This window comes from Kitasatospora sp. NPDC059795 (genome assembly GCF_042732175.1).
Taxonomy (GTDB): Bacteria; Actinomycetota; Actinomycetes; order Streptomycetales; family Streptomycetaceae; genus Kitasatospora.
Map to the genome: position 1 here is coordinate 699,042 of NZ_JBHWID010000002.1, position 23,008 is coordinate 722,049.

The following is a 23,008-nucleotide window of genomic DNA, read 5'->3' on the forward strand; positions in this document are numbered from 1 at the left end:
GGGGAGGAGATTCCGTCCCCGGGCGGACCTTTCCACGCCTGCGCGGTTGCGCGCGCAGGTCCCCGCGCCCCTGAAGGGGCACATAGGATGGCCCCCAAGACCAAAAAGGGACGGGTGTGCCCAAGGCCGCCCGGTCCACCAGAACTCACCTTTGAGGATCGCTGCATGCCTGGCATCACGCGCGAGGAGGTCGCCCACCTCGCCCGGCTGTCGCGTCTGGAGTTGCAGGCGGAGGAGTTGGACCACTTCGCCGAGCAGCTCGACGTGATCATCGGCGCGGTCGCCCGCGTTTCCGAGGTCGCGGGGCAGGACGTCCCGCCGACCTCCCACCCGCTCCCGCTGAGCAACGTCATGCGGGCGGACGAGGTGCGACAGTCGCTGACCCCGGAGCAGGCGCTGTCCGGCGCCCCGGCGAGTGAGGACCAGCGTTTCCGCGTGCCGCAGATCCTCGGGGAGGACTGACCGAGATGACCGACCTGATCAAGTACACGGCGGCCGAGACGGCCTCCGCGATCGCCAAGGGCGAGGTCTCGGCCGTCGAGGTCGCGCAGGCCCACCTGGACCGCATCGACGCCGTCGACAAGAAGGTCAACGCCTTCCTGCACGTCGACAGCGAGGGCGCGCTGGCCGCCGCCCGCAAGGTCGACGACAAGCGTGCCAAGGGCGAGCAGCTCAGCCCGCTGGCCGGCGTGCCGCTGGCGCTGAAGGACGTCTTCACCACCAAGGGCATCCCGACCACCTGCGGTTCGAAGATGCTCGAAGGCTGGATCCCGCCCTACGACGCCACCCTGACGCGGCGTCTGAAGGACGCGGACGTCGTCATCCTCGGCAAGACCAACATGGACGAGTTCGCGATGGGCTCCTCCACCGAGAACTCGGCGTACGGCCCGACCGGCAACCCGTGGGACCTCACCCGGATCCCCGGCGGCTCCGGCGGCGGCTCCGCGGCGGCGCTCGCCGCGTTCGAGGCCCCGCTGGCCATCGGCACCGACACCGGCGGCTCGATCCGCCAGCCCGGCGCCGTCACCGGCACCGTCGGCGTCAAGCCGACCTACGGCTCGGTGTCCCGCTACGGCCTGGTCGCCTTCTCGTCCTCGCTCGACCAGGGCGGCCCGTGCGCCCGCACCGTGCTGGACGCGGCGCTGCTGCACGAGGCCATCGCCGGCCACGACCCGCTGGACTCCACCTCGATCGACGCGCCGGTCCCGGCCGTGGTCGAGGCCGCGAAGATGCGCGACATCCGCGGCATGCGGATCGGCATCGTCAAGGAGTTCGCGGGCGAGGGCTACCAGGCCGGCGTCATGCAGCGCTTCGACGAGTCGGTGGAGCTGCTGCGCGAGCTGGGCGCCGAGGTCGTCGAGGTCTCCTGCCCGTCGTTCACGCTGGCGCTGCCCGCGTACTACCTGATCGCGCCGTCCGAGTGCTCCTCGAACCTCGCCCGGTTCGACGCCATGCGCTACGGCATGCGGGTCGGCGACGACGGCACCCGCTCCGCCGAGCAGGTCACCGCGCTGACCCGCGAGGCCGGCTTCGGCGACGAGGTCAAGCGCCGCATCATCCTCGGCACCTACGCGCTGTCCTCGGGCTACTACGACGCCTACTACGGCTCGGCGCAGAAGGTCCGGACGCTGATCTCCCGGGACTTCGACGCCGCGTTCGCCGGCGTGGACGTGCTGATCTCCCCGACCACGCCGACCACCGCGTTCCCGATCGGCGAGCGGGCGGACGACCCGATGGCGATGTACCTCGCCGACCTGTGCACCATTCCCTCGAACCTGGCGGGCAACGCGGCCATGTCGCTGCCCTGCGGTCTCGCCCCGGAGGACAATCTCCCGGTCGGCCTGCAGATCATCGCCCCCGCGATGGCGGACGACCGCCTCTACCGCGTGGGCGGCGCCGTCGAGGCCGCGCTCAACGACAAGTGGGGTCACACCCTGCTGGAGGAGGCACCGGCACTGTGAGCAAGATCGAGAAGGCCAAGGGCTGGAAGCACTCGAAGCCCGGCCTGTGGCTGTCCATCGGCACCGGCGCGTTCGGGGCGATCTCCATCGCCAAGGACATCCGCGGTGCCCGTGAGGACAACGACACCCTCAAGCTGATCAACGCCCTGGTCGGCGCCGCCGCCCTGGTCACCGGCACCGCGCTCCTCGTCCGCGAGCTCAAGCGGCTCGGCGACGACGACGTCCTGCTCGGCTGAACCTCCCATGACTGAAGAAGGGACGCTGTGAGCGTCATGAGCCTGGTCTCCTACGAGGAGGCACTCGCCTCGTACGACCCGGTGATGGGCCTTGAGGTCCACGTCGAGCTGGGTACCAAGACCAAGATGTTCTGCGGCTGCTCCACCGAGCTGGGCGCGGAACCGAACTCGCAGACCTGCCCGACCTGCCTCGGCCTGCCCGGCTCGCTGCCGGTGGTCAACGCGGTCGGCGTGGAGTCCGCGATCCGGATCGGTCTCGCGCTGAACTGCGAGATCGCGGAGTGGTGCCGGTTCGCCCGGAAGAACTACTTCTACCCGGACATGCCGAAGAACTTCCAGACCAGCCAGTACGACGAGCCGATCGCCTTCAACGGCTACCTCGACGTGCAGCTGGAGGACGGCGAGGTCTTCCGGGTGGAGATCGAGCGCGCCCACATGGAGGAGGACACCGGCAAGTCCACCCACGTCGGCGGCGCCACCGGCCGCATCCACGGCGCCGAGTACTCGCTGCTCGACTACAACCGGGCCGGCATCCCGCTGATCGAGATCGTCACCAAGCCGATCGAGGGCGCGGGCCACCGGGCCCCCGAGGTCGCCAAGGCGTACGTCGCCGAGCTGCGCGAGCTGATCAAGGCGCTGGGCGTCTCCGAGGCCCGGATGGACAAGGGCCAGATGCGCTGCGACGTCAACCTGTCGCTGCGCCCCAACGGCACCTCGACGTTCGGCACCCGCAGCGAGACCAAGAACGTCAACTCGCTGCGCAGCGTCGAGCGGGCCGCCCGGTTCGAGATCATGCGGCACGCCACCGTCCTCACCGACGGTGGGACGATCATCCAGGAGACCCGGCACTTCCACGAGGAGGACGGCTCCACCACCTCCGGCCGGATCAAGGACAACGCCGAGGACTACCGGTACTTCCCGGAGCCCGACCTCGTCCCCGTCGCCCCCGCCCGCGAGTGGGTCGAGGAGCTGCGCGCCGGTCTGCCGGAGCTGCCGCGGGTCCGCCGGGCCCGGCTGCAGGCCGAGTGGAACCTGTCCGACCAGGACATGCAGTCGGTGCTCAACGCCGGTGCGGTGGAGTCGATTTCGGAGACCATCGCGGCCGGCGCCCCCGCCGACCAGGCCCGCAAGTGGTGGATGGGCGAGCTGGCGCGGCGCGCCAACGAGACCGGCACCGAGCTGTCCGAGCAGCCGATCACCCCGGCCCAGGTGGCCCGGGTCTGCGCGCTGGTCGCCGAGGGCAAGCTGAACGACAAGCTGGCCCGCCAGGTCATCGAGGGCGTCCTCGCCGGCGAGGGCGAGCCGGACCAGGTCGTCGAGAAGCGCGGCCTCGCCGTGGTCTCCGACGACTCGGCGCTCGGCGCGGCCGTCGACCGGGCGATCGCCGACAACCCCGACGTCGCCGCGAAGATCCGCGACGGCAAGGTGCAGGCGGTCGGCGCGCTGGTCGGCGCGGTCATGAAGGCCACCCGTGGCCAGGCCGACGCGGCGAAGGTGAAGGACCTGATCCTGGAGAAGCTGGCCTGAGTGTGCCGGTGCTCCGCACGGTGCCCGTCCCCGCAGTGGGGGCGGGCACCGTCGTTTTGAGAAGAGAAACCCCATGAGGATCCTGGTCACCGGCGGCGCCGGCTTCATCGGCTCGCACTACGTCCGGACGCTGCTCGCGGACGGCTACCCCGGCCTGCGCGGCGCCCGCGTCACCGTGCTGGACAAGCTGACGTACGCGGGCAACCGGGAGAACCTGCCGGCCTCCCACCCCCGGCTGGAGTTCGTGCACGGCGACATCGGCGACGCCGACCTGCTGCGCCGACTGACGCCCGGCCACGACGCCGTGGTGCACTTCGCCGCCGAGTCGCACGTGGACCGCTCGCTGGAGTCGGCCGCCGAGTTCGTCCGCACCAACGTCGGCGGCACCCAGAACGTCCTGGAGGCCGCGCTGCGCTCCGGCGTCGAGCGGGTGGTGCACGTCTCCACCGACGAGGTGTACGGCACCATCGACCAGGGCTCCTGGACCGAGGAGCGGCCGCTGCTGCCCAACTCCCCGTACGCCGCCTCCAAGGCCGGCGCCGACCTGCTCGCCCGCGCCTACTGGCGCAGCCACGGCCTGAACGTGTCGATCACCCGCTGCTCCAACAACTACGGCCCGTACCAGCACCCCGAGAAGCTCGTCCCGCTGTTCATCACCAACCTGCTGGAGGGCCTGCCGCTCCCGCTGTACGGCGAGGGCGCCAACATCCGCGAGTGGCTGCACGTGGACGACCACTGCCGGGCGATCCACCTGGTGCTCGACGGCGGCCGGCCCGGCGAGGTCTACAACGTGGGCGGCGGCAACGAGCGGACCAACCGGCAGATCACCGCACTCCTGCTGGACCACCTCGGCGCGGACTGGAGCGCGGTGCGCAAGGTCGCCGACCGCAAGGGCCACGACCTGCGGTACGCGCTGGACGAGACGAAGATCCGCGAGGAGCTCGGCTACCGGCCGCGGATCCCGTTCGAGCAGGGACTGGCCGAGACCGTCGACTGGTACCGCGACAACCCGGGCTGGTGGAAGGCCGTCAAGCGGCGGGCGCACTGAGGGGCCGTCGGGAGAGCCGGGCCAAATGGGCTCCGGCATTGCCACCGGGCAAGCCCCGTACGGTGATTGGCGTAGTCGGAGAGTGGCCCGCAGGGGTCGCGCAGGGGGGTCGGTCTGGGCCGAACGGGCGACACCGTCGCGAAGGGCCCCCGCCCGACCTGCCAATCATTACGCTGAGTGGAGACAGCGTGCCGGTGCGTGACCGGATTGGTGTAGGGTCCGGAGCGGGAACACCGGTACGGCCATGGGCCGGAGGGGGAGATGTCGATTGAACTCCACCGAATCGGTGCCGCCTGCCCGCCCCACCCTGCGCCGGCTGACGGCCGTGCTGCTCGCGGTGCTCTGCGCCGGCTACGCGGTGGGTGCCGGGTTCGGCTGGGGATCGTGCGAACTCGCCCTGGTGATGGGCGACTTCGGCCTCGCCGCAGCGGCCCTCGCAGCCGCCCTGTCCTGCCTCGCGCACGGCATCGCGGTCGGCGGCCACACCCGTCCGGCCTGGCTGCTGTTCGGCCTCTCCTCGGCGGTGGTGGCGTTCGGCAACGGCGTCTGGGGCTGGTACGAGGTGGTGCTCGGCCGGCCGCTGCCGCCGGACTCCGCCGCCGACTACCCGTTCCTGCTGTTCGCCCCGCTCGCCATCACCGGCCTGCTGGTGCTCGCCCAGCGCCCGCGCAACCCGGCCGGCTGGCTCTGCCTGGTGCTGGACGCCTGGCTGGTGGCCGGCTCGCTGTTCACCCTCAGCTGGAGCCTGGCGCTCGGCCGGGTCGCCGCCGGCGACGGTGACGACCCGCTGAAACTCGCCCTCGGCCTCGGCTACCCGGTGCTGGACATCCTGCTGGTCAGCCTGGTGGTCGGCCTCAACGTCCGTGGCCGGGACCGCAATCGGGCCGCCGTGCACACCGCGATGATCGGCCTCGCCGTCACCGTGGTGTGCGACGCGCTGTTCACCACCCCGCAGTTCCACAGCGACTACCACTCCGGCGAGCTGCTGGACGCCGGCTGGTTCGCCGGCTCCCTGCTGCTCGCCTGGGCCCCCTGGTCGCACACCCGCCGCCCCAGCCGCGAACACCCCTCCACCCAGGGCGTGCCGCGCCGCCGGGTCGCCTCCACCTTCAGCGCGCTGACGCCCTACGCCGCCGCCGCGGTCTGCACCGCCGGAATCCTCTACAACGCGCTCGGCGGCCGTCCGTTGGACCGGGTGATGCTCGCCGCCGCCAGCACCGTCGGACTGGCCCTGATCATTCGTCAGGGCGTCATGCTGCTCGACAACCTCTCGCTGGCCCAGGAACTCTCCACCAAGGAGACCCACTTCCGCTCCCTGGTGCAGGGCTCCAGCGACGTCATCATGATCGCCGGGCCGTCCGGCGCGCTGTCCTACGTCAGCCCCGCCGCGCTGCGGGTCTACAACCGCGACCCGGAGGACCTGGTCGGCGGCAACCTGCTCAACCTGGTCCACCCCGAGGACGTCGACCGGGTGCTCGCCGAGGTGCGCCGCATCCTGGCCCGGGCCCGCGGTGCCCGGTTCCACAACGGCGAACCCTCCGCCCGGGTGGAGTGCCGGATCCGCTCCGGCGAGGGGGACTGGCTGCACGTCGAATCCACCGTCAACCCGTACCGCGACGGCCTGATCCTGAACAGCCGCGACATCACCGAACGGGTGCGCCTGCAGGCCCAGTTGCAGCACAACGCGTTCCACGACCCGCTCACCGACCTGCCCAACCGCGCACTGTTCGCGCACCGCGTCCGGGCCGCGCTCTCCGCGCAGGGCCCGGCCGGCACCGCCGTCGCCGTGCTCTTCCTCGACCTGGACGGCTTCAAGGCCGTCAACGACACCGCGGGCCACCAGGTCGGCGACGAACTCCTGGTCCAGGCCGCCCGCCGGCTGCAGACCGCCGTCCGCGCCGAGGACACCGTCGCCCGGTTCGGCGGCGACGAGTTCGCCGTCCTGGTCCGCGGCCGGCTCGGCCACCCGCAGGTCCGCGACCTCGCCGAACGCATCCGCGGCGCGCTCTCCGAGCCGTACTGGATCGCCGGCGGCGAACTCGGCGTCGCCGCCTCGATCGGCATCGCGTTCGGCCCCGAGGCCCCGCTGCCCGTCCCCGAACTCCTCCCCGGCGAGGACGAGGACGCCCACGCCCGCACCGTCGAGAGCCGGGCCGCGGCCGCCGCCGACGAACTGCTGCGCAACGCCGACCTGGCGATGTATCAGGCCAAGTCGCGCGGCAAGGGCCGGGTGGTGCTCTACACCCCGGCGATGCGCGCCGAACTCGACCGGCGCGGCGAGTTGGAGGAACGGCTGCGCGCCGCCGTCCGCGAAGGCTCCTTCGCGCTGCTCCACCAGCCCGTGGTCGAACTGGTCGGCGGCCGGCTCACCGGCGTCGAGGCACAGGCCCGCTGGCGCTCCGCCGAAGGCATGCTGCTCACCCCCGCCGAGTTCCTGCGCACCGCCGACACCGGCGACGGCGCCACCCGGTTCGCCCGCTGGCTGGTCACCGAGGCGGTCGCCGCCGCCGCCCGCCGCCGCGCCGACGGCCCCGCCGCCCCGCCCGTCCCGGTCACCGTCCGACTCGCCGCCGAACGGCTCTGCGCGCCCGGCATGTACGAGACCCTGGCCGGCGCGCTGCGCGACACCGAACTGCCGCCCGACCTGCTCGTCCTGGAGGTCTCCCGGATGGGCCCGGACGCGCTCGCCGACGAACTCGGCCGCCGGCTGGCCGCGTTCAGACGGCTGGGGGTGTCCACCGCGCTCGCCGGGTTCGGCACCGGCGGCGGCTCGCTCGGCGTGCTCGCCCGGATGCCGTTCGACGCGCTCAAACTCGACCGCAGCCTGGTCCAGGACATCGCCGACTCCACCCTCACCCGGGCGCTGGCCGGCCACGCCCTGCGGCTCGGCCGCGACCTCGGCCTGGTCACCGGCGCCGACGGCGTCGACCACCCCCGGCAGGTCGCCGTGCTCCAGGAACTCGGCTGCCGCCGCGGCCAGGGCCTGGCCTTCGACCGCCCGCTCGACGAACTCCGGCTGCGCCGCGCCCTGTTGCGCCGCGGCTACCCCGTCCCGCGCCCCGGCCAGGGCCACCCCGGCCGACGCCCGCTGCTCACCCCGGAACCGCGTTCGGGCGGCCTGGCGGAGGCCTCGGCGGGCCGCGCCGGACACCTCCACGGGGGCCTTGAGCTGCCACAACGGCATGCCGTCGGGGGTTCGATCGGCGGACCGAATGGTGAGACGTCGGTCCCACCAGCTTGACACCCACCGCCGCGTGGGAGGAAGGTCGGTGCCATGACCACCCGAATTCTCGTACTTGGCGGGCGCGTCGGCTGAAAGCCCAGCCTGACGCGCCTCCCCCTCGCATGCCCTTGGCACGAGGGGTTTTTTGTTGCACGAATCCGGGCCGGCCATCGCAGGAACCCTGGCCTCAACCCCCCGAAATCCGGACGATCGAGGCACCGCCGGAGACCGCCCGGGCAGCCACCGCCGCCCGGGCCGGCGCCACCCCGAGCAGAACCCGAGAAGAGACAGGCAGATGACTGAGCACGCCGCAACCCCCCGCCGCGGGGACCACCCGGCCGCCCACGCTCCGGGTCAGCAGACCATCGAGACCATGACCGGCGCGCAGTCGCTCATCCGCTCGCTCGAAGCCGTCGGGGCGGACACGGTCTTCGGCATTCCGGGCGGCGCGATCCTCCCGGCGTACGACCCGCTGATGGACTCCAGCAAGGTCCGCCACATCCTGGTCCGCCACGAGCAGGGCGCCGGCCACGCCGCGACCGGCTACGCGCAGGCCACCGGCCGGGTCGGCGTCTGCATGGCCACCTCGGGTCCCGGCGCCACCAACCTGGTCACCCCGATCGCCGACGCCTACATGGACTCCGTCCCGATGGTCGCCATCACCGGCCAGGTCGCCTCCAAGGCGATCGGCACGGACGCCTTCCAGGAGGCGGACATCTGCGGCATCACCATGCCGATCACCAAGCACAACTACCTGGTGACCGACCCCGCCGAGATCCCCCGCGTCATCGCCGAGGCCTTCCACATCGCCGCCACCGGCCGCCCCGGTCCGGTCCTGGTCGACATCGCCAAGGACGCCCTGCAGGCCACCACCACCTTCCGCTGGCCGGTCGAGGCCTCGCTGCCGGGCTACCGCCCGGTCACCAAGCCGCACGCCAAGCAGATCCGCGAGGCCGCCAAGCTGCTGGTCAACTCCAAGCGCCCGGTGCTGTACGTCGGCGGCGGCGTGCTGAAGGCCAACGCCGGCACCGAGCTGCGCATCCTGGCCGAGCTGACCGGCGCCCCCGTGGTCACCACCCTGATGGCGATCGGCGTCTTCCCGGACAGCCACCCGCAGCACCTGGGCATGCCCGGCATGCACGGCTCGGTCCCCGCCGTCACCGCGCTGCAGAAGTCCGACCTGCTGTTCACCCTGGGCGCCCGCTTCGACGACCGGGTCACCGGCAAGCTCGACTCGTTCGCCCCGAACGCCAAGGTCGTGCACGCCGACATCGACCCGGCCGAGATCGGCAAGAACCGCCCGGCGGACGTCCCGATCGTCGGCGACGCCCGCGAGGTGCTGGCCGACCTGATCGTCGCCGTCCAGGCCGAGTTCGACGCCGGCCACCGCGGCGACTACGCGGACTGGTGGACCAAGCTCAACCACTGGAAGACGACCTACCCGATCGGCCACGAGCCGGCCCCGAACGGCATGCTGTCGCCGCAGCAGGTCATCGAGCGGATCGGCCAGCTGGTCGGCCCGGACGCCATCTACGCCGCGGGCGTCGGCCAGCACCAGATGTGGGCCAGCCAGTTCATCCAGTTCGAGAAGCCCGCGACCTGGCTGAACTCCGGCGGCGCCGGCACCATGGGCTACGCCGTCCCCGCCGCGATGGGCGCCAAGGCCGGCAAGCCGGACACCCCGGTGTGGGCGATCGACGGCGACGGCTGCTTCCAGATGACCAATCAGGAACTGACCACGTGCAGCCTGAACAACCTGCCGATCAAGGTCGCGGTCATCAACAACGGCTCGCTGGGCATGGTCCGCCAGTGGCAGACGCTGTTCTACAACCAGCGCTACTCCAACACCGTGCTGCACTCCGGCCCCGGCCACGACGGCATCGAGCAGCCCGCCCAGGGCACCCGGATCCCGGACTTCGTGATGCTGTCCGAGGCGATGGGCTGCGTCGGCCTGCGCTGCGAGCGCCCCGAGGACCTGGACGCCGTCATCAAGCAGGCCATGGAGATCAACGACCGCCCGGTCGTCATCGACTTCATCGTCCACCAGGACGCGATGGTCTGGCCGATGGTCGCCGCCGGCACCAGCAACGACGAGATCCAGTTCGCCCGGGGCGTCCGCCCCGACTTCGGCGACGACCAGGACTGACGGACCAGAAAGCGATGACCACCATGTCCAAGCACACCCTGTCCGTCCTGGTCGAGAACAAGCCCGGCGTGCTCGCCCGGATCGCCGCGCTGTTCTCCCGCCGCGGGTTCAACATCGACTCGCTGGCGGTCGGCCCGACCGAGCACCCCGACATCTCCCGGATGACCATCGTGGTCAACGTCGAGGAGCTGCCGCTGGAGCAGGTCACCAAGCAGCTCAACAAGCTGGTCAACGTGATCAAGATCGTCGAGCTGGACCAGGCCCAGGCCGTCCAGCGCGAACTGGTCCTGGTGAAGGTCCGCGCCGACGCCGAGACCCGCTCGCAGGTCACCGAGATCGTCCAGCTGTTCCGCGCCAAGACCGTCGACGTGTCGCCCGACGCGGTGACCATCGAGGCGACCGGCTCCTCGGACAAGCTGGGGGCCATGCTGCGGATGCTGGAGCCTTACGGCATCAAGGAGTTGGTGCAGTCCGGCGTGGTCGCGATCGGCCGCGGCGCCCGCTCCATCACGGACCGATCGCTGCGCGCGCTCGACCGCTCCGCCTGACGCCCGTCTTTCCCACCCGTCGACCACCACCACCCTCGAAGGACGCGCTTCGCGCGCCGTATCACCACTTGAGCACCACCACCGAACCCCCGCCGGGTGCGCCTACGGTAGGAACCCCCGGCAACACCACCACGCAAGGAGATGTGCCCCCGTGGCCGAGCTGTTCTACGAAGACGACGCCGACCTGTCCATCATCCAGGGCCGCAAGGTCGCGGTCATCGGCTACGGCAGCCAGGGCCACGCCCACGCGCTGTCGCTGCGCGACTCGGGCGTCGACGTCCGGGTCGGCCTGCTGGAGGGCTCCAAGTCCCGTGCCGCCGCCCAGGAGGCCGGCCTGCGCGTGGTCACCCCGTCCGAGGCCGCGGCCGAGGCCGACGTCATCATGATCCTGGTGCCGGACCCGATCCAGGCCGACGTCTACAAGGAGGCCATCGAGCCGAACCTGAAGGCGGGCGACGCCCTGTTCTTCGGCCACGGCCTGAACATCCGCTTCGGCTTCATCCAGCCGCCGGCCGACGTCGACGTCTGCATGGTCGCCCCGAAGGGCCCGGGCCACCTGGTCCGCCGCCAGTACCAGGAGGGTCGCGGCGTCCCGTGCATCGTGGCCGTCGAGCAGGACGCCACCGGCAAGGGCTTCGAGCTGGCGCTGTCCTACGCCAAGGGCATCGGCGGCACCAAGGCCGGCGTCATCAAGACCACCTTCACCGAGGAGACCGAGACCGACCTGTTCGGTGAGCAGGCCGTCCTCTGCGGTGGCACCGCCGCCCTGGTCAAGGCCGGCTTCGAGACCCTGGTCGAGGCGGGCTACCAGCCCGAGATCGCCTACTTCGAGTGCCTCCACGAGCTGAAGCTGATCGTCGACCTGATGTACGAGGGCGGCCTGGAGAAGATGCGCTGGTCGGTCTCCGAGACCGCCGAGTGGGGCGACTACGTCACCGGCCCCCGCATCATCACCGCCGACACCAAGGCCGAGATGAAGAAGGTCCTCACCGAGATCCAGGACGGCACCTTCGCCAACACCTGGATCGCCGAGTACAAGGCCGGTCTGCCGAAGTACAACGAGTACAAGAACGCGGACGCCGACCACCTGCTGGAGACCACCGGCAAGAAGCTGCGCAAGCTGATGTCCTGGGTGGACGAGAGCGCCTGATCGGCCTCATCCCCGTTGTACAACAAGGCTGTTCCCGTCCGGGTGATTTCGCCGGACGGGAGCAGTCCGCCCGGCGGCCCGCCGATAGACTCCCCAATTACGCGTCAGGCCCACAGCGTCGTGCGTCTAGCTACGCGACATGCCACCTTCCCCCGCCCTGCGCACGCCACCTCACGTGCCCTCCGCCCGGCGGGGTGAACCGGACATTTAAGGACACACTGTCGTGAGCACTGTGACACCTAAAAGCGCTGTCGTTCTGATCGCTGAAGAGCTCTCGCCCGCCACCGTCGACGCGCTGGGCCCCGACTTCGAGATCCGGCACTGCAACGGCGCGGACCGCGCCGAGCTGCTGACCGCGATCGCCGACGTGGACGCCATCCTGATCCGTTCCGCCACCAAGGTGGACGCCGAGGCGCTGGCCGCCGCGAAGAAGCTCAAGGTCGTCGCCCGCGCCGGTGTCGGCCTGGACAACGTGGACGTCGCCGCCTCCACCAAGGCCGGCGTGATGGTCGTCAACGCGCCGACCTCCAACATCGTCACCGCCGCCGAGCTCGCCTGCGGCCTGCTGATCTCGGTCGCCCGCAACATCGCGCCCGCCAACGCCGCGCTCAAGGGCGGCGAGTGGAAGCGCAACAAGTACACCGGCGTCGAGCTCAGCGAGAAGACCCTCGGCGTGGTCGGCCTCGGCCGGATCGGCGTCCTGGTCGCGCAGCGGATGTCCGCGTTCGGCATGAAGATCGTCGCCTACGACCCCTACATCCAGGCCGCCCGCGCGGCCCAGATGGGCGTCAAGCTGCTCTCGCTCGAAGAGCTGCTGGAGGTCTCGGACTTCATCACCGTGCACCTGCCGAAGACCCCCGAGACCATCGGCCTGATCGGCGACGAGGCGCTGCACAAGGTCAAGCCGAGCGTGCGGATCGTCAACGCCGCCCGCGGCGGCATCGTCGACGAGGACGCGCTGCTGCGCGCCCTCCAGGAGGGCCGGGTCGCCGGCGCCGGCCTGGACGTCTACGCCAAGGAGCCGTGCACCGACTCCCCGCTGTTCGCCCTCGACAACGTGGTCGCCACCCCGCACCTGGGCGCCTCCACCGACGAGGCCCAGGAGAAGGCCGGCATCGCCGTCGCCAAGTCGGTGCGCCTCGCGCTGGCCGGCGAGCTGGTGCCGGACGCGGTCAACGTCCAGGGCGGCGTGATCGCCGAGGACGTCCGCCCGGGCCTGCCGCTGGCCGAGAAGCTCGGCCGGATCTTCACCGCGCTGGCCGGCGAGGTCGCCGTCCGGCTCGACGTCGAGGTCCGCGGCGAGATCACCCAGCACGACGTGAAGGTGCTCGAACTCTCCGCGCTGAAGGGCGTGTTCGAGGACGTCGTGGCCGAGACGGTGTCCTACGTCAACGCCCCGTTGTTCGCCCAGGAGCGTGGCGTCGAGGTCCGCCTCACCACCTCCAGCGAGTCGCCCGAGCACCGCAACGTGATCACCGTCCGCGGCACCCTGGCGAACGGCGAGGAGGTGTCGATCTCCGGCACCCTCTCCGGCCCGAAGCAGACCCAGAAGATCGTCGGCGTGGACGGCTTCGACGTGGACGTCGCGCTCACCGACCACATGGCGTTCTTCCACTACGAGGACCGCCCCGGCGTGGTCGGCACCCTCGGCCGCATCCTCGGCGACGCCGGCATCAACATCGCCGGCATGCAGGTCGCCCGCGACGGCGACAACGCGCTCGCCTCGATCACCGTGGACACCGAGGTCTCGCAGGAGGTCCTGACCGAGATCGCCGGCGCCATCGGTGCCCGCTTCGCCCGTTCGGTGAACCTCGGCTGACGCCCACTCAGCACCCCCGAACGGCCCTTCCGACCTTGAGGCGGAAGGGCCGTTCGCATACCCGGGGGTTGTCGTTGTCTCAGATAGTAGGAAATCCAAGTAATTCCGCGACAGTGCGGCCCACCCGCCGTACTGTGGAGTAGTCATACGATGCGCCACCCCCGCAACGCCGGGGCGCGTGGCCCGTGGGCACGTACGCGGTGCGGCAGGCGACCCCTGCCAGGCGTACCTCTTCTCCTCCTCACCCTTTCGCGCGCTGCTGCGCCCCCGCACCAAGGAGCCCGGTATGCCTTTCGTCGCAGACCGCACCACCGCCCCCACCACGCCCTCCGCCACCGCCGCCGTCGCCCAGCGCCGGCGCCGCCGCGTCCAGGCCGACCCGCGCACCGCCGCCGCCCTCCAGCGCGCGCTCGACCGCCGCGACAACGGCGCGCCCGCCGAGGACTGAGCACCCGCGCCGCTGCGCCGCATGGGTGACTTACCGTCACCCATGCGGTGAACGGCCGGGTCCGGCCCGGCGGCGGCTCCTAGGTTGGGGCGGTGCGCACCGCCCTCGGCCTCCTCGCCACCCTCGCCCTGCTCGTCCCGACCGCACCCGCGGCAGCCGCCGTCCGGCCGCACGGGACGACCACGGTCCTCCTCGAACTGGCCGCCGAGCCGGTCGCCACCGCCTGGCGGCGCGCCCAGGACGGCGCCCGGCGCGAACGCCGCACCCCCGACCAGACCCGGCGCGCGGCGGCCGCCGCCGGACGGGCGGGCCGGGAAGCCGCCGACCGCTCACTGGACACCCTCACCGCCGAACTGCGGCGCGCCGTCCCCGAGGCCCGTCCGCTCTACCGCACCCGCACCCTGGTCGGCGGGCTCGCCCTGCGGCTGCCCGCCGACCGACTCCCGCGGCTGGCCGGCCTGCCCGGCGTGCGCGCCGTCCACCCCGTGACGCCCAAGCAGCGCACCAACGGCTACTCGGTGCCGCTCACCGGCGCCCCCGCGGTGTGGGACGGGCCCGCCGGGCACACCGGTGAAGGCGTCAGGATCGGCATCGTCGACTCCGGCATCGACTACACCCACGCCGACTTCGGCGGCCCCGGCACCCCCGAGGCCTACCGCGCCGTCGACGGCGCCGCACCGCCGCCCGCCGGACTGTTCCCCAACGCCAAGGTGGTCGGCGGCAAGGACCTGGTCGGCGACGACTACGACCCCGACCCGACCTCCGAGCACTACCGGCCCACCCCGCACCCCGACGACAACCCGCTCGACTGCGCCGCCAACGGCCACGGCACCCACGTCGCCGGCACCGCCGCCGGCCTCGGCGTCACCGCCGACGGCAAGCCCTACCCCGGCCCCTACCGGCCCGGCCTCGACCCCGCCGCCTTCAAGGTCGCCCCCGGCGCGGCCCCCGGCGCCCAGCTCTACGCCATCAAGGTGTTCGGCTGCCACGGCTCCACCGACCAGCTCGCCGCCGCCCTCGACCTGGCCGCCGACCCCGACGGCGACGGCGACCTCTCCGACCGGCTCGACATCGTCAACCTCTCCCTCGGTAGCCCCTTCGGCACCCCCGGCGACGCCGACTCGCTCGCCGCCGACCGGCTCGCCGCACTCGGCACCCTGGTGGTCGCCGCTTCCGGCAACGAGGGCGACCACTACGGCATCGGCAGCAGCCCCGGCACCGCCGCCCGGGTGCTCACCGCCGCCGCCTCCGTCGACCCGCACGGCGACGCCGACGGCATCACGGTCCTCGCCCCCGCCGCCCTCGCCGGGACCGTCCCCGCACACTGGAGCAACCGGTACACGCAGTGGGACACCGCCGCAGTCAGCGGCGAACTCGCCGTGCCCGAACGGGACTTGGACGGGTGCGCGGCGTTCGACGAGGCCGACGCCGAACGGCTGCGCGGAAGGATCGCCGTCCTGCGCTGGACCACCCGGGACGCCGACCGGGCCTGCGGCTCCGCGCCGCGCGCCGACCACGCCGCCGACGCCGGAGCGATCGGCGCGCTGTACGCCGCCGACGGCGACGACCTCGGCGAAGTCGCCGGCGACGAACGGATCCCCGCCGCGATCCTGGCCCGCGCCGACGGCGAACGCCTGCTGGCCGCCCTGCGGGACGGGCCGGTCACGGTGCGGCTCGCCGCGCCCGGCAACCCGCTGCACGGCACCGTCCCGCAGGACCAGCCGCAGCGCACCGACACCCTCGCCGGCTTCACCTCCCGCGGCATCGGCGTCGACGGCATCGTCAAACCCGACCTGGCCGCGCCCGGCGAGACCATCTGGTCCGCGAAAGCCGGCTCCGGCAGCGCCGGCCTGCGCGAGGACGGCACCTCCATGGCCACCCCCCACCTGGCCGGACTGGCCGCGCTGGTCCGCTCCGCGCACCCCGACTGGGACGCCGCCGAGATCAAGGCCGCGCTGATGAACACCGCCACCGACACCTACCTGCACGACGACCGCACCGGCCCCGTCTACGGCCCCGAACGCGCCGGCAGCGGCCGAGTCCGGGTGGACCGGGCCGTCCGGACCCCCGCGCTGGCGTACGGCACGCAGGTGGAGGGGGCGGTCGGCGTGTCGTTCGGGGTGGTGGAGGCGACGGGGGCGTTCGCGGCCACCCGGGAGGTGGCGGTTCGGAACCTGAGTGATCGTCAACTCGTGTACGGCGTCGGGTATTCGGGCTCGACGGAGATTCCCGGGGCGTCCTTCGGACTGTCGCCCGCGCGGGTCGTGGTGCCGCCGCACGGTACGGCGACGGTCACCGTCACGCTCCGGCTGACGGGCGGTCTCGGCCGCGCCCCCGACCCCACGCTCGACCTCGTTCAGGCCGGGCACCCGCGCACCTACCGGGGCGAGCTCTCCGGGCGGCTCGTGCTCACTCCCGCCGACTCCGCGCTGCCGTCCCTGCGGGTGCCGCTGTTCGCGGCGCCGCGCCATGCGACGGATGCCACCGCGCTGGGCACCCCCGCCGCGTTCGGCGTCGCCGGGCCGGACCTGCTCACCGTCCTCCAGCCCGGCGGCGAAGGCACCGGCGACCTGCGGCACGCCGCGGCCGCCGTCGACGACCAGGGCATGCTCTACCTCGCCGCCGCGCTGGCCGCCCCCGCCGCCACCCCCGTCGGCGCCTCCGGCGTCCGCGCCTCCCTCGACCTCGACGGCGACGGCACCCCCGACGCGACCGTCGTCGCCGACCGCCTCCCCGGCAGCGACGTCCTGGTCGCCCGCACCCTCGACGCGCGCACCGGCGCCGAACTCGACGTCCAACCGCTCAACGGCCGCTGGGGCGACACCGACACCGCGCTGCTCGACTCCGACACCCTCCTCCTCCCCGTCCGCCTCGCCGCCCTGCCCCCGGCCACCGCGCTCCGGTACACGCTCTGGACCGGCTCCACCCCGGACCCGGCCACCGCCCTCGCCACCCTCGGCCCGTACCCCGTGGACATCTCCCGCCCGACCCCGGTCCTGCGCACCGTCCGCGCCGGCGAGATCTTCCACAGCGCGCTGCGGGACGCGCTGCTGATCCACCACCTGAACCGGGTCGGGCGGCGCGTCCAGGTCCTCACTCCGGAGAGTGATCCCGGGCGGGAAACCACCCGGTAGCCTGACAGCACAGGCCAGAATCCCCGCCATGGGAGCACTGATGAGCGTCGACCCGTACCCGGACTGGCTCCGCCCGCCGGTCGGCGGCTACACCGCCGACGACCTCGACCGACTGCCGGACCTCCCGCCGCACACCGAGTTGATCGACGGGAGCCTGGTTTTCGTGAGTCCGCAGGTGAGGTTTCACATGCGAGTGCTGCGCGTTCTCGAGAACGCGCTGGTCGCCGCGGTCCCTCCGGGGTGGGAGGTCCTGCGCGAGATGTCGGTCAAGATCGACACCCGCAATCGACCGGAACCGGATCTCATGGTGGTCGCCGAAGAGGGGAACACGGGCCACCGTCAGACCTTCAGCCTTGCGGCCGACGTTCTGCTGGCGGTTGAAGTGGTCTCCGCCGAGTCGCAGATCCGCGACCGCGAGATCAAGCCCCTCAAGTACGCCGCCGCCGGCATCCGCTTCTTCTGGCGGGTCGAGAACGTCGACGGCCGACCCGTCGTCTACACCTACGAGTTGGACCCGGCGAGCAACCGCTACACCCCCACCGGGATCTTCCACGACCGGCTCAAGATCGAGCACCCGTTCCCGGTCGACATCGAGCTGAGCTGACGTTCCCGTCCGGATGGTGGACGTCGCGTGCTCAGGGCCTGGGACGGTTGTACTGTCCCAGGCATGTCTCGCACCATTCGTCTCGCAGTGATTCCGGGTGACGGTATCGGCCAGGAGGTCGTGGCCGAGGGCCTCAAGGTGCTTCGGGCCGCGCTGCCCTCCGACGCGAAGCTGGAGACCACCGAGTACGACCTCGGGGCCCGGCTGTACCACCGGACCGGGGAGACGCTGCCGGATGCGGTGCTGGAGGAGCTGAAGGGGCAGGACGCGATCCTGCTCGGGGCGATCGGCGACCCGAGCGTGCCGTCCGGGGTGCTGGAGCGGGGGCTGCTGCTGAAGCTGCGGTTCGCGTTCGACCACCACATCAACCTCCGTCCGGGCAAGCTGTTCCCGGGGGTGAAGTCGCCGCTGGCCGGTCAGCCGGAGATCGACTTCGTGGTCGTCCGCGAGGGCACCGAGGGCCCGTACGTCGGCAACGGCGGCACGCTGCGCACCGGTACGCCGCAGGAGGTCGCCACCGAGGTCTCGCTGAACACCGCGTTCGGCATCGAGCGGGTCGTCCGGGACGCCTACCGTCGCGCCCAGGCCCGCCCGCGCAAGAAGCTGACGCTGGTCCACAAGAACAACGTGCTGGTGCACGCCGGCCACCTGTGGACCCGGATCTTCGAGCAGGTCGGCCGGGAGTTCCCCGAGGTCACCACCGACTACCTGCACGTGGACGCGGCGACGATCTTCTTCGTCACGCAGCCCGAGCGGTTCGACGTGATCGTCACCGACAACCTGTTCGGCGACATCCTGACCGACCTCGCCGCGGCCGTCACCGGCGGCATCGGCCTGGCCGCGTCCGGCAACATCAACCCGAGCGGCGACTTCCCGTCGATGTTCGAGCCGGTGCACGGCTCCGCCCCGGACATCGCCGGCCAGGGCAAGGCCGACCCGACCGCCACCGTGCTGTCGGTCGCCATGCTGCTGGAGCACCTCGGCTTCGCCGCCGAGGCCGCCCAGGTCGAGGCCGCGGTCACCGCAGACCTCGCCGAGCGCGACGGCGCCCGGTCCACCTCCGAGGTCGGCGACGCGCTCGCCGCCCGAGTATCGGGCTGACCGGCCGGACGACAACTCCGGCCGACGGGCCGGTTCATATACGTACAGCCTCCCGGCTGTTCGGCACGGCCCTCTGGATGCGAGTATCGACAGTGGGCCGTGCCGTCATGCGTTCTTCCGCCCGGCGGTGGCCCAGCCAAACCCCACGGTGAAGGACAGACAGCCATGAGCACGCCCACCCAGGCGCCCATCACGTTCGACCTCAAGCCCTCGGCGCAGCCGCTGTCCGACGCGGAGCGCGAGGCCCGACTGGCCAACCCCGGCTTCGGCCGGATCTTCACCGACCACATGGTGACCATCCGCTGGACCGAGGGCCGCGGCTGGCACGACGCCCAGCTGACGCCGTACGCGCCGCTGGAGATCGACCCGGCCAACATGACCCTGCACTACGGGCAGGCGATCTTCGAGGGCCTCAAGGCCTACCGCCAGGCCGACGGCTCCATCGCGACCTTCCGCCCCGAGGCCAACGCCGAGCGCTTCCAGGCCTCCGCGCGCCGCCTGGCGATGCCCGAGCTGCCCGTCGAGGCCTTCGTCGAGGCCGTCGAGCTGCTGGTCAAGCAGGACCAGGCGTGGGTGCCGAACCAGCCCGAGCAGAGCCTCTACCTGCGGCCGTTCATGTTCGCCACCGAGGTCGGTCTGGGCGTGCGCCCGGCCAACTCCTACATCTTCATGATCATCGCCTCGCCGGCCGGCGCGTACTTCCCGGGCGGCGTCAAGCCGGTCTCGGTCTGGCTCTCCGAGGACTACGTCCGCGCGGCGCCGGGCGGCACCGGCGCCGCGAAGTGCGCCGGCAACTACGCGGCCTCGCTGGTCGCCCAGGCCGAGGCCGCCGCCAAGGGCTGCGACCAGGTGGTCTGGCTGGACGCCGCCGAGCACAAGTGGGTCGAGGAGATGGGAGGCATGAACCTCTACTTCGTCGTCGGCGAGGGCGAGAACGCCACCGTCGTCACCCCCGAGCTCTCCGGCGCGCTGCTCCCCGGCATCACCCGCGACTCCCTGCTCGCCCTCGCCAACGACCTGGGCTACCGCTCCGAGGAGCGCAAGATCTCCACCGACGAGTGGAAGCAGGGCAACGCCGACGGCACCATCACCGAGGTCTTCGCCTGCGGCACCGCCGCCGTCATCACCCCCGTCGGCCACGTCAAGTCCGCCAACGCCGACTGGACCGTCGCCACCGGCGAGCCCGGCCCCCTCACCATGCAGCTCCGCGAGGCCCTCCTCGCCATCCAGGGCGGCCACCGCCCGGACACCCACCACTGGCTGCACAAGATCGTCTGAGGCCTTCCGGCCCGGGCATTCCATGGCGGAATGCCCGGGCTCGATAACCTCGGAAAAACTCCACTCGTTGAGCAGATCGGATAGGAGGGAGGGACCATGACCGCCGCGATGTATGACGCCAGCGATGTCGGGCACAGCCCGGAGGACGACCTCCTCGAAGCCTTTCTGGCCCTGCACACCCCGAAGGGGTTCAAGGCCGAGCTCATCGAGGGAGAGATCGTCGTGACCCCACCGCCGGACGGCAACCACGAGGCCGTGTTCGGTCGGATCAGCCGCCAGGTGTTCCGACTGTCCGACGGTGACATCACGCTCGCCGGGAACAAGGGCCTGAACGTTCCCGGCGGCAAGTTCATCCCGGACATGACGTTCGCCATGGAGGGTGCGTTCGACGAGCAGCCGCCGTGGATGGAGCCGCGGGGCTTGCTGATGGTCGTGGAAGTGACCTCCAGCAACCCGGGCAGGGGCCGGGAGGCCAAGCGTCTGGGCTACGCCGCCGCGGAAATTCCGCTGTACCTGCTGGTCGACCGTCAGCGGCGCGAGGTCGTGCTGTACAGCCACCCGGAGAAGGGCGACTACTCGGGGACGCACATCGTGCCGGTCGGCGATCCGCTGCCGCTGCCCAAGCCGTTCGGGTTCGACCTGGCGACGGACCGGCTGATCTGAGCCGTTTCGGATGGCGAGACGGGTCTGTCGTATCGCGGACGGTGTGCAAGACTCCAAGGGTGTCCTCGCTTTCGCTGATTATTAGCAGCAGGCGCGCCGGTCCGCAGTGACCGCTTCCGTGGCAACACCCTGATCGCGGAGCGACCACCAGCGTCCAGACCCGCGCGCAGACCTCTCGCACCCGCGAGGGGTCTTTTGTTTTGTCCCGGACCGGCCCGGTCCCTCACGAGGGGACCGGAGACACCGGGGACGCGCGCGGGATGCTGGACAGTGGAGCCGGATTCCGATCCCGGCAAATGCACGAAAATACTCCACCGAACGGAGAACCCAGGGCCATGACCGAGGCCAACAGCCGCCCGCACGACGGCTTCCACGTCTTCGACACCACGCTCCGCGACGGCGCCCAGCGGGAGGGGATCAACCTCACCGTGGCGGACAAGCTGGCCATCGCGCGCCACCTGGACGAGTTCGGTGTCGGCTTCATCGAGGGCGGCTGGCCCGGCGCCAACCCCCGGGACACCGAGTTCTTCGCCCGCGCCCAGGCCGAACTGGAGCTGAAGAACGCCCAGTTGGTGGCGTTCGGGGCGACCCGCCGGGCCGGCGGGAAGGCCGCCGAGGACCCGCAGCTGGCGGCGCTGGTGGCGTCCGGCGCGCCGGTGGTGACGCTGGTGGCGAAGTCCCACGACCGGCATGTGGAGCTCGCGCTGCGCACCACGCTGGAGGAGAACCTGGAGATGGTCCGGGACAGCGTGGAGTTCCTGCGCTCCCAGGGCCGCCGGGTGTTCATCGACTGCGAGCACTTCTTCGACGGCTACCGGGCGAACCCGGAGTACGCGTTGGCCGTGGTCAAGGCCGCGCACGGGGCCGGCGCGGACGTCGTGGTGCTGTGCGACACCAACGGCGGGATGCTGCCGTCCGGCGTGCGCGAGATCGTCGAGACGGTGCTGGCCGAGACCGGCGCCCGGCTCGGCATCCACGCGCAGGACGACACCGGCTGCGCGGTCGCCAACACGCTGGCCGCGGTGGACGCGGGCGCCACGCACGTGCAGTGCACGGCGAACGGCTACGGCGAGCGGGTCGGCAACGCCAACCTGTTCCCGGTGACGGCGGCGCTGGAGCTGAAGTACGACCGCCGGGTGCTGCCGGCCGGCAGTCTCGCCGAGATGACCCGGATCTCGCACGCCATCGCCGAGGTGGTCAACCTGACCCCGTCCACCCACCAGCCGTACGTCGGTTTCTCGGCGTTCGCGCACAAGGCGGGCCTGCACGCCTCCGCGATCAAGGTGGACCCGGATCTCTACCAGCACATCGACCCGGAGCTGGTCGGCAACACCATGCGGATGCTGGTGTCCGACATGGCGGGCCGGGCGTCGATCGAGCTGAAGGGCAAGGAGCTGGGCTACGACCTGACCGGCGACCGCGACCTGGCGGGCCGGGTGGTGGCCCGGGTGAAGGCGCAGGAGAACCTGGGCTACACCTACGAGGCGGCGGACGCCTCGTTCGAACTGCTGCTGCGCGACGAGGTGAACGGCGGCGAGCGGCTGCGGTTCTTCGAGCTGGAGTCCTGGCGGAGCATCAGCGAGCAGGGCCCGGAGGGCCGGGCGGGCAACGAGGCGACCGTGAAGCTGTGGGCGCGCGGCGAGCGGAAGGTCGCCACCGGCGAGGGCAACGGCCCGGTGGACGCGCTGGACAAGGCGCTGCGGGCGGCGCTGGAGCCGATCTTCCCGCCGCTGGCGAAGCTGGAGCTGGTGGACTACAAGGTCCGGATCCTGGAGGGCCAGCACGGCACCGGCTCGAAGACCCGGGTGCTGATCGAGTCCACCGACGGCACCGGGACGTGGTCCACGGTCGGCGTCGCGGACAACGTGATCGCGGCGTCCTGGGTGGCGCTGGAGGACGCGTACACCTACGGCCTGCTGAGGGCCGATCAGCAGCCGTAACGGCGGTCGGTGCGAGGAAGTGCCCAGGGGGCGTGCGGAAGACTCCGCACGCCCCCTGCTGGCGTGGCCAAGCCCGGGTCTCGTCAGCGCAGGCGGGCGAGGAGGGCGTGTTCGACGAGGGTGATGAGGGCGCTCTTGGCGCTGTCGCGGCGTCGGGCGTCGAGGGTGACGATGGGGATGTC

General features: G+C 71.8%; 17 protein-coding genes and 1 pseudogene. 17 read left to right on the top strand and 1 reads right to left on the bottom strand.

Annotation, left to right across the window (positions count from 1 at the left end):
• Window positions 1-165 precede the first annotated feature (165 nt).
• The 17 genes from gatC (at window position 166) to cimA (ending at window position 22,826) form a co-directional block, all read left to right on the top strand.
• A complete protein-coding gene (gatC, locus tag ACFV4P_RS07050; protein ID WP_035866399.1) occupies window positions 166-462 on the top strand; it encodes an Asp-tRNA(Asn)/Glu-tRNA(Gln) amidotransferase subunit GatC in 297 nt (98 codons plus the stop codon).
• A 5-nt stretch (window positions 463-467) separates the two neighbouring features.
• The gene (gene gatA / locus ACFV4P_RS07055) at window positions 468-1,961 is read left to right on the top strand and encodes an Asp-tRNA(Asn)/Glu-tRNA(Gln) amidotransferase subunit GatA (RefSeq protein WP_380468122.1); all 1,494 of its coding nucleotides are present in this window, start codon (window positions 468-470) and stop codon (window positions 1,959-1,961) included.
• Window positions 1,958-2,197 carry a hypothetical protein gene (locus ACFV4P_RS07060; protein WP_073814055.1) on the top strand — a complete coding sequence of 80 codons (240 nt, stop codon included), beginning with the start codon at window positions 1,958-1,960 and terminating at the stop codon, window positions 2,195-2,197. Before gatA ends, ACFV4P_RS07060 begins: the two co-directional genes overlap by 4 nt.
• Window positions 2,198-2,224: 27 nt before the next feature.
• Window positions 2,225-3,724, top strand: a complete 1,500-nt coding sequence (gene gatB / locus ACFV4P_RS07065) for an Asp-tRNA(Asn)/Glu-tRNA(Gln) amidotransferase subunit GatB (RefSeq protein ID WP_380468124.1) — start codon at window positions 2,225-2,227, stop codon at window positions 3,722-3,724.
• A 73-nt stretch (window positions 3,725-3,797) separates the two neighbouring features.
• Entirely contained in the window at window positions 3,798-4,772 is a 975-nt protein-coding gene (gene rfbB / locus ACFV4P_RS07070) for a dTDP-glucose 4,6-dehydratase (RefSeq protein WP_380468126.1), read from the top strand.
• Window positions 4,773-5,016: 244 nt separating this feature from the next.
• Complete coding sequence (locus ACFV4P_RS07075) at window positions 5,017-8,013, top strand: putative bifunctional diguanylate cyclase/phosphodiesterase (protein WP_380468128.1); 2,997 nt, start codon at window positions 5,017-5,019, stop codon at window positions 8,011-8,013.
• A gap of 277 nt (window positions 8,014-8,290) precedes the next feature.
• Window positions 8,291-10,141, top strand: a complete 1,851-nt coding sequence (locus ACFV4P_RS07080) for an acetolactate synthase large subunit (RefSeq protein ID WP_073814047.1) — start codon at window positions 8,291-8,293, stop codon at window positions 10,139-10,141.
• 23 nt (window positions 10,142-10,164) lie between these two features.
• Window positions 10,165-10,689, top strand: a complete 525-nt coding sequence (gene ilvN, locus ACFV4P_RS07085; RefSeq protein ID WP_073814480.1) for an acetolactate synthase small subunit — start codon at window positions 10,165-10,167, stop codon at window positions 10,687-10,689.
• Window positions 10,690-10,840: 151 nt separating this feature from the next.
• Window positions 10,841-11,839: a ketol-acid reductoisomerase gene (ilvC, locus tag ACFV4P_RS07090; protein WP_380468130.1), complete on the top strand. Its 999-nt coding sequence runs from the start codon at window positions 10,841-10,843 to the stop codon at window positions 11,837-11,839.
• Between the two features lie 232 nt (window positions 11,840-12,071).
• Window positions 12,072-13,658, top strand: coding sequence for a phosphoglycerate dehydrogenase (gene serA / locus ACFV4P_RS07095; RefSeq protein WP_380468185.1), 1,587 nt, complete (start codon window positions 12,072-12,074; stop codon window positions 13,656-13,658).
• A 286-nt stretch (window positions 13,659-13,944) separates the two neighbouring features.
• The gene (locus ACFV4P_RS07100; protein ID WP_380468132.1) at window positions 13,945-14,106 is read left to right on the top strand and encodes a hypothetical protein; all 162 of its coding nucleotides are present in this window, start codon (window positions 13,945-13,947) and stop codon (window positions 14,104-14,106) included.
• A gap of 92 nt (window positions 14,107-14,198) precedes the next feature.
• Window positions 14,199-17,240, top strand: a complete 3,042-nt coding sequence (locus ACFV4P_RS07105; RefSeq protein WP_380468134.1) for a S8 family serine peptidase — start codon at window positions 14,199-14,201, stop codon at window positions 17,238-17,240.
• 28 nt (window positions 17,241-17,268) lie between these two features.
• On the top strand, window positions 17,269-17,844 hold the full coding sequence (locus ACFV4P_RS07110; protein WP_380468136.1) for a Uma2 family endonuclease: 576 nt from the start codon (window positions 17,269-17,271) through the stop codon (window positions 17,842-17,844).
• Window positions 17,845-17,907: 63 nt separating this feature from the next.
• Window positions 17,908-18,945, top strand: coding sequence for a 3-isopropylmalate dehydrogenase (locus tag ACFV4P_RS07115; protein ID WP_073814037.1), 1,038 nt, complete (start codon window positions 17,908-17,910; stop codon window positions 18,943-18,945).
• A 165-nt stretch (window positions 18,946-19,110) separates the two neighbouring features.
• A complete protein-coding gene (locus tag ACFV4P_RS07120) occupies window positions 19,111-20,223 on the top strand; it encodes a branched-chain amino acid aminotransferase (RefSeq protein ID WP_073814034.1) in 1,113 nt (370 codons plus the stop codon).
• 96 nt (window positions 20,224-20,319) lie between these two features.
• Complete coding sequence (locus ACFV4P_RS07125; RefSeq protein ID WP_380468138.1) at window positions 20,320-20,886, top strand: Uma2 family endonuclease; 567 nt, start codon at window positions 20,320-20,322, stop codon at window positions 20,884-20,886.
• A 335-nt stretch (window positions 20,887-21,221) separates the two neighbouring features.
• Entirely contained in the window at window positions 21,222-22,826 is a 1,605-nt protein-coding gene (cimA, locus tag ACFV4P_RS07130; protein WP_380468140.1) for a citramalate synthase, read from the top strand.
• 83 nt (window positions 22,827-22,909) lie between these two features.
• On the opposite strand, the pseudogene ACFV4P_RS07135 reads toward cimA, so the two are convergent.
• Window positions 22,910-23,008 (bottom strand): annotated as a pseudogene (locus tag ACFV4P_RS07135) (ATP-binding protein); the annotation flags it as partial.

Bases quoted from the DNA above. Each gene is read 5' to 3' on its own strand.
- gatC (WP_035866399.1), top strand. From the start codon at position 166: ATGCCTGGCATCACGCGCGAGGAGGTCGCCCACCTCGCCCGGCTGTCG.
- gatA (WP_380468122.1), top strand. From the start codon at position 468: ATGACCGACCTGATCAAGTACACGGCGGCCGAGACGGCCTCCGCGATC.
- rfbB (WP_380468126.1), top strand. From the start codon at position 3,798: ATGAGGATCCTGGTCACCGGCGGCGCCGGCTTCATCGGCTCGCACTAC.
- ACFV4P_RS07075 (WP_380468128.1), top strand. From the start codon at position 5,017: ATGGGCCGGAGGGGGAGATGTCGATTGAACTCCACCGAATCGGTGCCG.
- ACFV4P_RS07080 (WP_073814047.1), top strand. From the start codon at position 8,291: ATGACTGAGCACGCCGCAACCCCCCGCCGCGGGGACCACCCGGCCGCC.
- ilvN (WP_073814480.1), top strand. From the start codon at position 10,165: ATGTCCAAGCACACCCTGTCCGTCCTGGTCGAGAACAAGCCCGGCGTG.
- ACFV4P_RS07100 (WP_380468132.1), top strand. From the start codon at position 13,945: ATGCCTTTCGTCGCAGACCGCACCACCGCCCCCACCACGCCCTCCGCC.
- ACFV4P_RS07110 (WP_380468136.1), top strand. From the start codon at position 17,269: ATGGGAGCACTGATGAGCGTCGACCCGTACCCGGACTGGCTCCGCCCG.
- ACFV4P_RS07115 (WP_073814037.1), top strand. From the start codon at position 17,908: ATGTCTCGCACCATTCGTCTCGCAGTGATTCCGGGTGACGGTATCGGC.
- ACFV4P_RS07120 (WP_073814034.1), top strand. From the start codon at position 19,111: ATGAGCACGCCCACCCAGGCGCCCATCACGTTCGACCTCAAGCCCTCG.
- ACFV4P_RS07125 (WP_380468138.1), top strand. From the start codon at position 20,320: ATGACCGCCGCGATGTATGACGCCAGCGATGTCGGGCACAGCCCGGAG.
- cimA (WP_380468140.1), top strand. From the start codon at position 21,222: ATGACCGAGGCCAACAGCCGCCCGCACGACGGCTTCCACGTCTTCGAC.